Raw genomic sequence first — 13,399 nt, 5'->3', positions numbered from 1 at the left:
TTCGGGGTCTCCCATGTCCCTTTCTCCCGCGGAAGTCTGCGCGCCTTCCACTACAATCAACTAGGTTTTCTGAAAGATATTAAGATATATATATTAATGCTAAAGTAGTTTCCCCTGTTGACTGAAGTGCAAGGTGTGAGACTCCAGCGGGGGAGTAACGGTAGGTTGAGACCCCACAGGCGAAGCCGAGGAGGCTCAAGCACCGTCCCGCGGAAAGCGAACACCTGGAACGAAAGGAAACAGGGAGTTAAAACTAACATATTAATATTTTTATACAAGGGGAGGAATTAGTTTATGAAAAAGCCAACTTATATAGAAGATTTGCAACAATGGGTGAATGAGTTCTCATTCAGTCACGAAGTAAGAGTGAGATTCTCAGAAACGGACATGTTCGGCCACTTAAATAACACCGTCCCATTCGTTTATTTTGAAGAAGCTAGAATCGAATTCTTCAAAAGTCTCGGATTTATGCAAGACTGGACGGACGCAGGAAGCAGCACCATTCCAGTCGTAGCGGACCTGCAATGCGATTTCCTGCAACAGGTTTATTTTGGAGAAGAACTTGAAGTTTGCGTGAAAGCACATCAAGTAGGAACATCTTCCGTTGATCTGCATTACCTAGGTAGAAAGGGGAATGGAGAACTATGTTTTGTCGGAAGAGGACGTATGGTACAACTTAATAAACTTACTGGAAAAGGGGAAGCTTGGAGTGAAGAACAACGAAATCTCTTTCTTTCCCGAGAAACACTGAAAAAATAATATAAAATACGTCTAAATACATGTAACTCCCGCCCTCCTTCTAACATATTATACCATGACTAAATATACACCCATCCGCTAGTTCAGCTCTGGCTAAGGCAAGGAGGGTTACAATTATTGAAGGAGAAAGAGTTTCAACCAAAGCCATTGCTTACCAAAAGAGAAAGAGAAGTATTTGAGCTGTTAGTTCAGGATAAGACAACCAAAGAGATTGCTGGTGAGTTGTTTATCAGTGAAAAGACAGTTCGGAACCACATTTCAAATGCTATGCAAAAGCTGGGAGTAAAGGGGCGTTCCCAAGCAGTTGTCGAGCTTCTTCGCATGGGAGAATTAGAGCTTTAAATTAAACTGCCGACTATCTTCTGACCAAACAGTTAAGAGTGGTAGTCGGTTATTTACCTTTGAATAAACCCAAGTATTTCTATGTGGGCAAATATGTTTATAAGCCTTTACATCTTGCATTTTATATGAAAACATAAGAAAATAAACATACTAGACACAGACTACATGACATCTATGTTCAGATAAGGCTATTTTTGTAACTTTGTTGCTTGACGTATTAATAAGTAACTCGTTCTACTCCTTACTGTCGTGCTCTTTTCTTGTTATTAACGAGAATAGCTGCATGCGTAAATTAAAGTAGATATATGGTAAAAAGTCCAATTGCCGACTTTTTTACGAGGATTAGCAACAATTCTTGAGAAAAGAGCTTAGATAAAAAGAAAATAGGGAAGAAAGAGGGTCGAGAATGACGAATCAGAATGAAGCAGTATTGCAGGATCCACAATTGGTAGCAGATATTGAGAAATCGTTAAGATACATAGCGACTTTAGTGAAGCAAAAGGGTCGCGAAATTTTAAGCAATTACACTATTACTCCTCCGCAGTTTGTTGCGTTGCAATGGCTTCTTGAGGGCGGAGATATGACCATTGGTGAATTGTCTACTAAAATGTATTTGGCTTGCAGTACAACTACAGACCTTGTAGATCGGATGGAAAAGAATGAACTTGTTCAACGTGTGAAAGATCCTAACGACCGCCGTGTAGTACGCATCCACCTTTTAGAAGAAGGGGAGCGCATTATTGCAGAAGTGGTGAAAAAACGTCAGGACTATTTGCAAAACATACTAAAGAACTATTCCAAAGATGAAATTTTCATGTTAGAAAAGTGTTTAGCACGATTACATCTAGAAATGAAAGAATGAGGGATTTAGTTGCAAAGACCAATTGGAGTTATTGATTCTGGTGTTGGCGGGTTGACCGTTGCGAAGGAAATTATGCGTCAGTTACCGAAAGAGCGCATCATTTACTTAGGAGATACAGCGCGTTGCCCTTATGGACCTAGGCCTGTTGATGAAGTTCGTCTCTATACTTGGGAGATGACAAGATATTTATTGACTCATGATATAAAAATGCTTGTTATTGCGTGTAACACAGCAACGGCTGTCGTGTTGGATGAAATACGAGAGCAATTGGACATTCCGGTAATCGGAGTGGTGGACCCAGGGGCCAGAACGGCCTTAAAGGTTACATCCAATTATCAGGTTGGTGTCATCGGGACTGTAGGGACAATCAACAGTGGTGCATATGCCAATGCTTTGAAATCTATTAACAATGAAGTAAAGGTAGAAAGCTTGGCGTGTCCAAACTTTGTTCCATTAGTGGAAAGTGGCGAATTTGAAGGAGAACGTGCGAAAGAAATAGTGGAAGATACCCTTCATCTTTTTAAAGGGTCTAAAATAGATACACTGATTCTTGGCTGCACGCATTATCCGCTATTAACCCCTACCATTCAAGCGGTTATGGGGGATGGCATTCAATTAATCAGTTCTGGGGATGAAACAGCTCGCGAAGTAAGTACTATCCTTAACTTCAAAAAACTGTTGAATAAAAAACAGCGTACAGAAAACCATCAATTTTACACAACGGGTTCAAAAGAGCTTTTTGAAAAGATAGCAAGCAAGCTTTTTGAACAGCCTATCGAGAATGTAAAGACGATTGTGTTGGATCCGATTGGGATTTAAAAAACAATGAAAACAGGACGGAAGCTTTTCGTCCTGTTTTTTTTGCGTTCATTTTTGTGGGGCAAAACTTTTTCCAAAGCTCGGTCTATTTTTTTGAATAGCTCGTATACATAGTAGTACAAACCGTCTTAGGAGGGAAACCTATGTCTCATAAAAAAGTAAAATTGACCGCTGCTGCTGTGCTTGCTTCTTCTGTATTGTTATCTGGATGTGGATTATTTGGAGGTGACGAGCAGGCAGGTAAAGAAGAGGATATTCCGCAAGATGTATCATATGTAGATGATGCTGCGAGTGAAACTGGTGCAGAAACAGATACAACAGGCGAAGAAATGGATGGGGAAGAAGCAGTTGTTTCGGAAAATGTGCAAAGAGAATTATACTTAATTGATAGTAATGGATATGTTGTTTCGCAAACACTGGAGCTTCCAAAAACAAATGAAGTGGCGAAACAGGCTTTAGAATACTTAGTTGCCGGAGGTCCGGTGGATGAGTTGCTTCCAAATGGCTTTAGAGCCGTCTTACCGGCTGGAACGGAAGTGGACGTAAACCTTAAAGAGGACGGTACTATTGTAGCCGACTTTTCCAAAGAATTTACTAATTATGATAAAGCAGATGAAGAAAGAATTCTTCAAGCCATCACTTGGACACTGACACAGTTTGAAAATGTGGAAAAAGTGCAAATCATGGTGAACGGGCATGAGCAAACGGTGATGCCAGTCAATCAAACACCGATTGGTGATGGGGTAAGCAGAGCCAATGGAATTAATTTTAATACTGCGAATGCAGTGGATTTAATGAATTCTCGAGCTGTAACCCTGTACTTTATGGCGGAAAGCAGTAATGGAGACCCATATTATGTACCCGTTACATCTCGTCTAAGTTTGGAAGGGAAAGACAAGTTTTCTGCGATTGTAGATGCTTTGATTAATGGCCCTTCCCATACTTCAGGTTTAACAAATGACTTGTCAAATGAAGTGGCGCTTCTAGATGAGCCGGTACTGGTCGATGGGAATCTCGTATTGAACTTCAATGAGGCTATCCTTGGCTTAGAAGGAAGAATTGTTTCAAAATCCATTGTGGACTCGCTGGTTCTAACATTAACCGAACAAACAGGGGTTGAAAGCATTGCAATTACAGTGGACGGGGAAGGCGATTTAATGGCAACAGATGGAACAAACATTTCTGAGCCTGTCGCACGCCCTGAAAAAGTAAACACAGGCAGATTTTAACGTCTGAAGTTTGTTATACTAAGGAAAGAATGATTAGAAGAGGTGCTATACTGCCTCTTCTTTATTTTATTGGAGATAAAAGGAGCTTGTAAGAATGTCTAGATCAGATGGTAGAGAGCAAAATGAATTGAGAACGGTTGAAATAATTACGGACTACATCACTCATCCTGAAGGATCTGTTTTGATTTGTGTAGGAAACACGAAAGTAATCTGTTCAGCCACCATAGAAGATAGAGTGCCTCCATTTATGCGGGGTGGGGGCAAAGGGTGGATCACAGCAGAGTATTCTATGCTTCCGCGGGCAACTGAAAAAAGAACGATGCGAGAGTCCACCAAGGGCAAGGTAACCGGAAGGACAATGGAAATACAGCGGCTGATCGGTCGTGCTCTTCGTTCGGTTGTAGAACTTGAGAAAATAGGCGAAAAAACAATTTGGATAGATTGTGATGTTATTCAGGCGGACGGAGGTACAAGAACAGCTTCCATCACCGGAGCATTTGTTGCGATGGTCCTGGCTTTTCAAAAACTCGTCGAAGCAAAGAAGATAGCAAGTCTCCCTGTTACCGACTTTTTAGCAGCAACCTCCGTTGGTGTGATGGAAGATGGTCAAGCCTTGCTTGATCTAAACTACATAGAAGATTCCACTGCCCAAGTGGATATGAACGTCATTATGACAGGCTCGTTGGATCTGGTGGAATTGCAAGGTACTGGAGAAGAGGCAACTTTTACAAGAAAACAGCTTAATGAAATGTTGGACCTGGCTGAAGAAGGAATTTTGCATCTGGTAGAAGAACAAAAGAAAGCGTTAGGAACATTAGCACAAGGTATCATTGCTAGTAGAAAAGGAGAAAATTAAGATGACGGAAATAATTATCGCAACTAATAACCCTGGAAAGGTAAAGGATTTTAAAGTGATTTTGGAACCAAGAGGATTCAAAGTGAAATCCCTTGCTGATTTTCCTGAAATACCTGACGTGGAGGAAACAGGAACCACTTTTGAAGAAAATGCTTTGTTGAAGGCGGAAGCGGTGTCAGCACACCTTGGGAAAATCGTGCTTGCAGATGATTCTGGTCTTGAGGTAGATGCATTAAATGGTGAACCTGGTGTGTATTCCGCGCGCTATGCGGGTATGGAAAAGGATGATAGAAAAAATATTCAAAAGGTACTTGATGGATTAAAGCGAGTTTCTGGTGAAAAGCGAACAGCACGGTTTGTATGTGTGCTTGCTGTGGTGGATCCTGAAGGAGAAAAGTTTACCGTTCGCGGGACATGTGAAGGAACCATCTCTCAAGAACCAATAGGAGAGAATGGCTTCGGTTATGACCCTATTTTCTATGTGAAAGAGAAACAGAGGACAATGGCCCAACTATCAAAAGAGGAAAAAAGTGAAATCAGTCACAGAGGAAATGCCATCAGTCAATTAACCAATCAGTGGGAGATGCTCTCCCGCAAAAACTAGGAGTGGAAGCATGAAAGTTTTAATTGTTAGTGACAATCATGGACAAGCAGAGGTGCTACGGCAAATAAAAGCCCGTCATCAAGGGGAAGTGGATTTATTCATTCATTGTGGTGATTCTGAACTTCCTTCTACAAGCGAAGAAATGAAAGGCTTTTATGGAGTAAGGGGAAACTGCGATTTTGACGATGATTATCCTCAACAATTAACCAAGGAAATTGGCAACCAAAGACTTTTTGCTACACACGGACACCTTTATCAGGTTAAATCTTCTTTACTGCCATTAAAGTATGCTGCTAAAGAGGAAAATGCGAATATCGCATGTTTCGGCCATTCACATATTGCAGGTGTGGAATATTTAGACGGAATCCTCTTTATCAACCCTGGCAGCATTGAACTTCCTCGTATGACACGGAATAAAACGTATGCTATACTAGATGCAAAAGATTCCTGTTATTTTGTACACTACTATAATGAAAAGGGAGAAAAACTTTCTTCCCATACATTTGAGAAGTGATAGGAGAGAGGGCTTTCCTCTCTCTATTCTCGAGAAAATAGGCCGCGGAAATTATTTGAGAAAAGTTTTTTAAAAACTGTTGACTTTAATGTGTGTATCTCATATAATAAATCTTGTCGCTGCTGATAATTAGAAAATATTTCTTATCGCAGAGTACATAATTTTAATTTTGTCCCAGTAGCTCAGTTGGATAGAGCACGATCGAATACGCTACCTGATTAAACTCCAGCGTAACGATTTTGAAAACTTCCTGAGTTATGATCCTAGCAAAATTGGGACGACGGTATAAAGAGAAATTAAAGTTATCCTATTTTAAATTTGTCCCAGTAGCTCAGTTGGATAGAGCAACGGCCTTCTAAGCCGTGTGTCGGGGGTTCGAATCCCTCCTGGGACGCCACTTATTTAAAAACACTATGTGCATTTTTATGAACATTTTTAGTAAGAGTGTTGATGAAAATGATGACATGGTGTTTTTTTTTAGAGAAGAGTGGGAATGTTGTTGTAAGGGAGCGGCAGAGTAATCTATAACTCGAAGCACTCGAAAGGTAACAGAGAAGTGGTCTCAGTGCCCGAAAACCCTTTGCACAAGCGCAAAAGGTAACAGAGAAGCCGTCTCAGTGCCCGAAAACCCTCCGTGCAAGCGCAAAAGGTAACAGAGAAGCTGTCTCAGTGCCCGAAAACCCTCCGTGCAAGCGCAAAAGGTAACAGAGAAGAGTCTCAGTGCCCGAAAACCCTTTGTGCAAGCGCAAAAGGTAACAGAGAAGCCGTCTCAGTGCCCGAAAACCCTTTGCACAAGCGCAAAAGGTAACAGAGAAGCCGTCTCAGTGCCCAAAAACCCTTTGTGCAAGCGCAAAAGGTAACAGAGAAGCCGTCTCAGTGCCCGAAAACCCTTTGCGCAAGCGCAAAAGGTAACAGAGAAGAGTCTCAATGCCCAAAATCCCCCACGTGAGTGCAAATGGTCTCCGATACACCTCCCCAATGCCCAGGTACCCACCCTTTTGCTTGTGCTCCCCTCCAAACACTGATAAACTTGTTTCAAATATTTCACAACAATAAAAATAGGACGGCTACCTACATATGAAAAAAGAGAAAAAGATCGTAGAGTTCCCCAATCTAAAACAAAGACTGCTGGAAAAAGCGATGCAAACAATGAAAGAAAAAAAGTTTTCCGAAGCGTTGGAGCTTTTTGAACAGGCCCGAGAAAATGAGTATGCGTATGCGGAAGTGGAGCTTGGGATGGTTGTTTGCTATATGGAACTAGGCCAGTTAACAGAGGCAAGAAACCGTTGCAAGAAAATGTTACGCGAGGATGTTGGCGATTATTTTCATGTGCTTCAAATATACATAACAATTCTTATTCAATTAAAAGAGTATGCGGAAGTCAAAACAACCATTGAAGCAATTCTTGAAGAGGACAAGCTTCCTGCACAATACGCACAAAATTTCTATCAGCTCTTGGAGTTTGCTAGAAAGATGCTGCCTTCAGAAGAAAATGAATCAATAGAACCAGATTATAACGATCAAGAGGAAGAACTGTTTTTGCTTCATGAAGGAAATGTCCAAAAACAATATGAACTCATCCAATCGTTGAAGCACCGCAACATTCGTCCCCTAATTCCTGAAATTGAAACATATCTAAAGGATGAACTGAAGCATCCGGTTTTAAAAACATTCTTGGTTCACATTCTGATAGAACAAGGCTGGGACAAGGAAACAGAGGTAAGCAAAATGGGGCAACAAACCATCATTGTTCCATCCAACTTAAAAAGTGGCGAGGAAGATCCTTTCTTAAATAAAATTATTTCTATATTAGAAGATACAGTGGAAAGCGATAATCCCTCTCTTTTCGAAGGGTTAAAAGAGATGCTCGTCCGGATACATACTGTTCAATTTCCTATGCCGTTCACACCAGACAAACCGGAAGTATGGGCGGCTGGATTGCATAGAGCTGGGGTGGAACTCTTTGGTTTAGATGCAAGCGACGAAGAGTTGGCAGCGCAATACCGCGTTTCGCCTCTCGAAGTTAAGGCGGTCACACGGGAGATCAATAAGCTTGAAGATTTTTCATATTTACGATTATAAGGCTATGTGTTGAACTCATCTGGGATTATGTTATAATGTAAGGGTTGTAAACTGTATATACGATATAGGTTCTTAGATTAACCTCTTGTAACAAGGGGTGTTTAAGACTGTGTACTTGCAGCAAAAATGTAGAAAACAACAACCACCATGTGTGGTTCATCAGATTAGATAGTGTTAAAATCATTATCTTTTTTGAAAATAGATGTTGGAGGGAAAATTATGTCTGCTAAATGGGAAAAGTTAGAAGGTAATCAAGGCGTATTAACAGTTGAAGTTGATGCGGAAACAGTTAATCAAGGTCTTGACGCAGCATTCAAAAAAGTAGTTACTAAAGTAAACGTACCAGGTTTCCGTAAAGGGAAAATTCCTCGTGGAATGTTCGAACAACGTTTTGGTGTAGAGTCTTTATACCAAGATGCTCTTGATATCATTCTTCCAACTGCATACTCTAACGCAGTTGTTGAAACTGGAATTGAGCCTGTTGACCAACCAGAAATCGACATCGAAACAATCGCTAAAAACGAAAAGCTTGTTTTCACTGCTAAAGTGATTGTAAAGCCTGAAGTTAAACTTGGCGAATACAAAGGATTAGAAGTTGAGCGTCTAGACGCTAACGTTACAGACGAAGATGTAGAAGCTGACTTAAAAGGTCTTCAAGAGCGTCAAGCTGAGCTTGCTGTGAAAGAAGAAGGAACTGTAGAGAACGGCGATACTGTTGTTATGGACTTTGAAGGATTCGTTAATGGCGAAGCATTCGAAGGTGGAAAAGCAGAGAACTATTCTTTAGAAATCGGTTCTAACACGTTCATCCCAGGTTTCGAAGAGCAATTAGTAGGTCTTGCAGCTGGAGCGGAGAAAGAAGTAGAAGTTTCTTTCCCTGAAGAGTACCACGCTGAAGAGCTTGCTGGTAAGCCTGCAGTTTTCAAAGTAACTGTACACGAAATCAAAACAAAAGAACTTCCTGCACTTGACGATGAATTCGCGAAAGATGTAGACGAAGAAGTTGAAACACTTGAAGAGCTTAAAGCAAAAACAAAAGCTCGCCTTGAAGAAGCGAAGAAAACTGAAGCTGACAACTACCTACGCGACACGCTAGTGGACAAAGCTGCTGCTAATGCAGAAGTGGAAATTCCTGAAGCAATGGTGAAAACTGAAACAGACCGCATGGTTCGTGAATTCGAACAACGCCTTCAAATGCAAGGTATGAACATGGAGCTTTACTTCCAGTTCTCCGGTCAAGATGAAGAAGCTCTTCGCACTCAAATGAAAGAAGATGCAGAAAAGCGTGTGAAAATGAACCTTACGCTTGAAGCAATCTCTAAAGCTGAAAACATCGAAGTAACGGATGAAGAAGCAAACGAAGAAATCGAAAAAATGGCTGGCATGTACAACATGTCTGTTGACCAAATCAAGCAAGCATTAGGTAGCTTGGAAGGTCTTAAAGAAGATTTGAAAATCAGAAAAGCAATTGATTTCCTTGTAGAAAACAGCAAAGATGTTGCATAATAGAGAATAAGAGACAAGGCGCGACTTGATCGTGCCTTGTTTTGTACCATCTAGACCTTTTTTAAAAGGATATTGTTAATCTATAAGAGCTTTATAGCTGTTGATTAGAGCATAGGGCGTAGACTCCATCGGGAGGTAGCGGTTAGAGGAGACCCCGCAGGCAAAGCCGAGGAGGCTCTGCAAGCGCCCCGAGGAAAGCGAAGCCCGGTGCGGAAATCACCAGCGGTGTCTAACAGAACTTTTTTAAAAGTAAAGTTTTCCGATTTTTCCATTCATCACTGTGTTATTAAAAGGAATTCATGGATACAATAGTACGGACCCATCTTCTAAAATATCCATACATAACCAAAGTATTATTATTAGAAATGTTAGGCTTAAATGTGGTAAAATGCAGTACATAACTATTTTTTAAAAGTGATGAGATTTTCTCATTTTTTAGGAAACCAGCCGATGGATGGGAAAAGAGAGAAATGATAAGGGGTGAAACAATTTGTTTAAATTTAATGACGAAAAAGGACAATTAAAGTGCTCTTTCTGTGGAAAGACACAAGATCAAGTTCGTAAACTTGTAGCAGGTCCAGGCGTATACATATGTGATGAATGTATTGAACTTTGTACGGAAATCGTAGAAGAAGAGTTGGGTACAGAGGAAGAAGTAGAATTTAAAGACGTTCCAAAACCAAAAGAAATTCGTGATATTTTGGACGAATATGTTATTGGTCAGGAGTCTGCGAAGAAATCTTTATCTGTAGCGGTGTATAACCACTATAAGCGTATTAATTCCAACAGTAAGATTGATGATGTTGAGCTTGCAAAGAGTAATATTGCCATGATCGGACCAACTGGTAGCGGTAAAACTCTTCTTGCTCAAACACTTGCAAGAATTCTTAATGTGCCATTTGCGATTGCAGATGCAACTTCCTTAACAGAAGCTGGTTATGTTGGGGAAGATGTAGAAAACATCTTGCTAAAGCTGATTCAAGCTGCTGATTATGATGTGGAGAAAGCTGAAAAAGGAATTATCTACATCGATGAAATTGATAAAGTAGCGCGTAAATCTGAGAACCCGTCCATCACTCGTGATGTATCCGGTGAAGGTGTACAGCAAGCACTATTGAAAATTCTTGAAGGTACTGTTGCGAGCGTTCCTCCTCAAGGTGGACGTAAGCACCCACATCAAGAATTCATTCAAATCGATACAACAAACATCCTATTTATTTGCGGTGGAGCATTTGACGGAATCGAGCAAATCATTAAACGTCGTCTAGGTAAAAAAGTTATCGGTTTCGGTACTGCTGAAACGAAAGCGGATGATTTAGAGCAAAAAGAATTGCTAGGCAAAGTATTGCCAGAGGACTTACTTCGTTTCGGTTTGATTCCGGAATTCATCGGACGTCTTCCTGTAACAGCAAGCTTAATGCCGCTTGATGAGGATGCGCTAATTGAAATCCTTACAAAACCTAAGAATGCACTTGTGAAGCAATATCAAAAGATGCTTGATCTTGATAATGTGGAACTTGAGTTTGAAGATGGTGCATTATCTGAGATTGCGAAGAAAGCAATTGAAAGAAAAACTGGTGCGCGTGGATTGAGATCTATCATTGAAGGACTTATGTTGGATGTTATGTATGAGTTGCCTTCTCGTGAGGATATCAAGAAGTGTGTGATTACAGCTGAAACGGTTGCTGATAATGTGGCACCGAAGTTGATTTTAGATGATGGGTCTGAGTTGAAACAAGACGAAAAGACTTCTGCATAATAAATGATGAGAGAGCACTTTCCTTCGGGAGAGTGCTTTTTTAAATGAAGAATTTGTTTAAACACCGTTGATTTCCGTTCCAGCCGCTTCGCTTTCCTGCGGGCGGTCCGTGAGCCTCCTCACTTCGTTGCGGGGTCTCACCTGTCCCTTCCTCCCGCTGGCGTCTGCGCGCCTTCCACTGCAATCAACTGAGTTTCTTCATGCATTTCAGTTATACCCTCCAATCTTTTCGTGGGAAGCCTATTTTATCCAAATGTTTTTTGTTGGATTATTACCCAATCCCACGGAGATACTACCATATAATCACATCAAGAATGCAGGAGGGTTTCTATGTCTTTCACGGGTATAGCACTGTTCATACAACTTTTCTTTGGGGTCATCATCGGCCTTTATTTCTGGAACCTGCTCAAAAACCAACGGACACAAAAAGTAACAATTGATAAAGAATCAAAAAAGGAAATGGAACAACTAAGGAAGATGAGAAGTATCTCACTTTCAGAACCACTGGCTGAGAAAGTAAGACCAACAAGCTTCAAAGAAATCGTCGGACAAGAAGATGGAATCAAGGCACTAAAAGCTGCTATCTGTGGGCCAAACCCGCAGCATGTTATCATTTACGGACCTCCTGGAGTAGGAAAAACTGCTGCAGCAAGACTTGTTTTGGAAGAAGCTAAAAAGAATCCAAAATCTCCATTTAGAGGCTCTGCCGTCTTTATTGAGTTAGATGCTACAACAGCTCGATTTGATGAAAGAGGAATTGCAGATCCATTGATTGGTTCTGTACATGACCCAATCTATCAAGGTGCTGGAGCAATGGGCCAAGCCGGAATACCGCAGCCAAAGCAAGGAGCTGTAACGCACGCACATGGAGGAATGCTTTTCATTGATGAAATTGGTGAACTTCATTCTATCCAGATGAACAAATTACTTAAAGTGTTAGAAGACAGAAAAGTATACTTAGACAGCGCCTATTACAGCGAAGAGAATAATCAGATCCCAACACATATTCATGATATTTTCCAAAATGGTCTACCAGCAGATTTCCGTCTTGTTGGCGCAACCACCAGAACACCAAACGAAATTCCACCTGCCATTAGGTCTAGATGTATGGAAGTCTTTTTCCGTGAGTTAGAACAAGAAGAGTTGGAGGCTGTGGCGAGAAATGCTGCTTCTAAAATCAATATGATGGTGGAAGAAGAAGGAATCAGCCTGCTTGCTTCTTATACAAGAAATGGACGAGAAGTGGTAAACATGATGCAGATAGCATGTGGACTTGCTATCACAGAAGACCGAGATACTGTAAAAGTGGCTGACATTGAATGGGTGGTACACTCCAGTCAATTGGCACCGAAATATGAAAATAAAATTAAGGAAGCAGCACAGCCTGGACTAGTCAACGGCCTCGCGGTATTTGGACCGAATTCAGGCGCTCTTCTTGAGATTGAAGTGACGGCAATCCCTACCGAAGAGAAAAAAGGGACTGTGAACATCACAGGAATCGTGGAAGAAGAAAGCATGGGTAACCAAGGCGGCAAATCCATCCGCAGAAAGAGTATGGCTAAAGGCTCCATTGAGAACGTTATTACTGTACTTAGAAAGCTGGGCGTTCCTGCAGCTGATTACGATATCCATGTGAATTTTCCAGGTGGTATCCCAATTGATGGACCTTCTGCAGGGATTGCAATGGCAACGGGAATCTATTCTGCCATTTTCAAAATTCCGGTCAGCAACCTTGTAGCAATGACAGGTGAAATCAGTATCCACGGAACAGTTAAGCCAATCGGAGGTGTCATTCCGAAAATTAAAGCGGCAAAACAGGCTGGTGCTAAGAGAGTAATTATTCCAGCTGATAACATGCAATCCATTATCAAAGAAATTGACGGCATTGAAGTCATTCCGGTAAAAGAGTTCCAAGAAGTATTAGATCTTACCTTATTAAGAGAAAAGATTACGGAAACAAACGTTGAAAGCATTTTGCACGCTCCAATGAGCATTCCAAAAACAGAATCCATGTAAAGGGTGGGCAGGCCTTGTAACGGTCTGCCTGTTTTACATATACTAAGCCTT

General features: G+C 41.1%; 12 protein-coding genes and 1 tRNA gene. All 13 read left to right on the top strand.

The annotated features are described in order from the left end of the window. Window positions 1–294 precede the first annotated feature (294 nt). Window positions 295–759 carry an acyl-CoA thioesterase gene (locus tag LC091_RS03475; protein ID WP_226680280.1) on the top strand — a complete coding sequence of 155 codons (465 nt, stop codon included), beginning with the start codon at window positions 295–297 and terminating at the stop codon, window positions 757–759. A 117-nt stretch (window positions 760–876) separates the two neighbouring features. Continuing rightward, window positions 877–1,101, top strand: a complete 225-nt coding sequence (gene gerE, locus LC091_RS03470; RefSeq protein ID WP_047972062.1) for a spore germination transcription factor GerE — start codon at window positions 877–879, stop codon at window positions 1,099–1,101. 406 nt (window positions 1,102–1,507) lie between these two features. After that, entirely contained in the window at window positions 1,508–1,963 is a 456-nt protein-coding gene (locus tag LC091_RS03465) for a MarR family winged helix-turn-helix transcriptional regulator (protein WP_063560031.1), read from the top strand. Between the two features lie 9 nt (window positions 1,964–1,972). Continuing rightward, entirely contained in the window at window positions 1,973–2,782 is an 810-nt protein-coding gene (gene racE / locus LC091_RS03460) for a glutamate racemase (protein WP_226680279.1), read from the top strand. Window positions 2,783–2,925: 143 nt separating this feature from the next. Further along, the gene (locus LC091_RS03455; protein WP_226680278.1) at window positions 2,926–4,011 is read left to right on the top strand and encodes a GerMN domain-containing protein; all 1,086 of its coding nucleotides are present in this window, start codon (window positions 2,926–2,928) and stop codon (window positions 4,009–4,011) included. Window positions 4,012–4,105: 94 nt separating this feature from the next. Further along, complete coding sequence (gene rph, locus LC091_RS03450; RefSeq protein WP_226680277.1) at window positions 4,106–4,867, top strand: ribonuclease PH; 762 nt, start codon at window positions 4,106–4,108, stop codon at window positions 4,865–4,867. A 1-nt stretch (window position 4,868) separates the two neighbouring features. Continuing rightward, the gene (locus LC091_RS03445; RefSeq protein ID WP_226680276.1) at window positions 4,869–5,471 is read left to right on the top strand and encodes an XTP/dITP diphosphatase; all 603 of its coding nucleotides are present in this window, start codon (window positions 4,869–4,871) and stop codon (window positions 5,469–5,471) included. A gap of 10 nt (window positions 5,472–5,481) precedes the next feature. Then, complete coding sequence (locus LC091_RS03440; RefSeq protein ID WP_226680275.1) at window positions 5,482–5,985, top strand: metallophosphoesterase; 504 nt, start codon at window positions 5,482–5,484, stop codon at window positions 5,983–5,985. Between the two features lie 320 nt (window positions 5,986–6,305). Beyond that, window positions 6,306–6,382 (top strand) — tRNA-Arg (locus tag LC091_RS03435). Between the two features lie 680 nt (window positions 6,383–7,062). Continuing rightward, complete coding sequence (locus LC091_RS03430) at window positions 7,063–8,067, top strand: tetratricopeptide repeat protein (protein WP_226680274.1); 1,005 nt, start codon at window positions 7,063–7,065, stop codon at window positions 8,065–8,067. A gap of 219 nt (window positions 8,068–8,286) precedes the next feature. Continuing rightward, entirely contained in the window at window positions 8,287–9,573 is a 1,287-nt protein-coding gene (gene tig / locus LC091_RS03425; protein ID WP_226680273.1) for a trigger factor, read from the top strand. A 490-nt stretch (window positions 9,574–10,063) separates the two neighbouring features. Beyond that, complete coding sequence (gene clpX / locus LC091_RS03420) at window positions 10,064–11,332, top strand: ATP-dependent protease ATP-binding subunit ClpX (RefSeq protein WP_148987816.1); 1,269 nt, start codon at window positions 10,064–10,066, stop codon at window positions 11,330–11,332. 330 nt (window positions 11,333–11,662) lie between these two features. After that, a complete protein-coding gene (gene lonB / locus LC091_RS03415; protein WP_226680272.1) occupies window positions 11,663–13,348 on the top strand; it encodes an ATP-dependent protease LonB in 1,686 nt (561 codons plus the stop codon). Window positions 13,349–13,399: the final 51 nt, after the last annotated feature.

Source organism: Sutcliffiella horikoshii, assembly GCF_020524325.1.
Lineage (GTDB): Bacteria > Bacillota > Bacilli > Bacillales > Bacillaceae_I > Sutcliffiella_A > Sutcliffiella_A horikoshii_D.
The sequence above is the reverse complement of the archived record's forward strand: the minus strand, read 5'-3'. Positions and strand labels throughout refer to the sequence as shown.

Excerpts from the sequence above, each read along its gene's own strand:
- LC091_RS03440 (WP_226680275.1), top strand. The coding sequence starts at position 5,482 with ATGAAAGTTTTAATTGTTAGTGACAATCATGGACAAGCAGAGGTGCTA.
- LC091_RS03455 (WP_226680278.1), top strand. The coding sequence starts at position 2,926 with ATGTCTCATAAAAAAGTAAAATTGACCGCTGCTGCTGTGCTTGCTTCT.
- rph (WP_226680277.1), top strand. The coding sequence starts at position 4,106 with ATGTCTAGATCAGATGGTAGAGAGCAAAATGAATTGAGAACGGTTGAA.
- LC091_RS03475 (WP_226680280.1), top strand. The coding sequence starts at position 295 with ATGAAAAAGCCAACTTATATAGAAGATTTGCAACAATGGGTGAATGAG.
- lonB (WP_226680272.1), top strand. The coding sequence starts at position 11,663 with ATGTCTTTCACGGGTATAGCACTGTTCATACAACTTTTCTTTGGGGTC.
- tig (WP_226680273.1), top strand. The coding sequence starts at position 8,287 with ATGTCTGCTAAATGGGAAAAGTTAGAAGGTAATCAAGGCGTATTAACA.
- LC091_RS03465 (WP_063560031.1), top strand. The coding sequence starts at position 1,508 with ATGACGAATCAGAATGAAGCAGTATTGCAGGATCCACAATTGGTAGCA.
- LC091_RS03430 (WP_226680274.1), top strand. The coding sequence starts at position 7,063 with ATGAAAAAAGAGAAAAAGATCGTAGAGTTCCCCAATCTAAAACAAAGA.
- LC091_RS03445 (WP_226680276.1), top strand. The coding sequence starts at position 4,869 with ATGACGGAAATAATTATCGCAACTAATAACCCTGGAAAGGTAAAGGAT.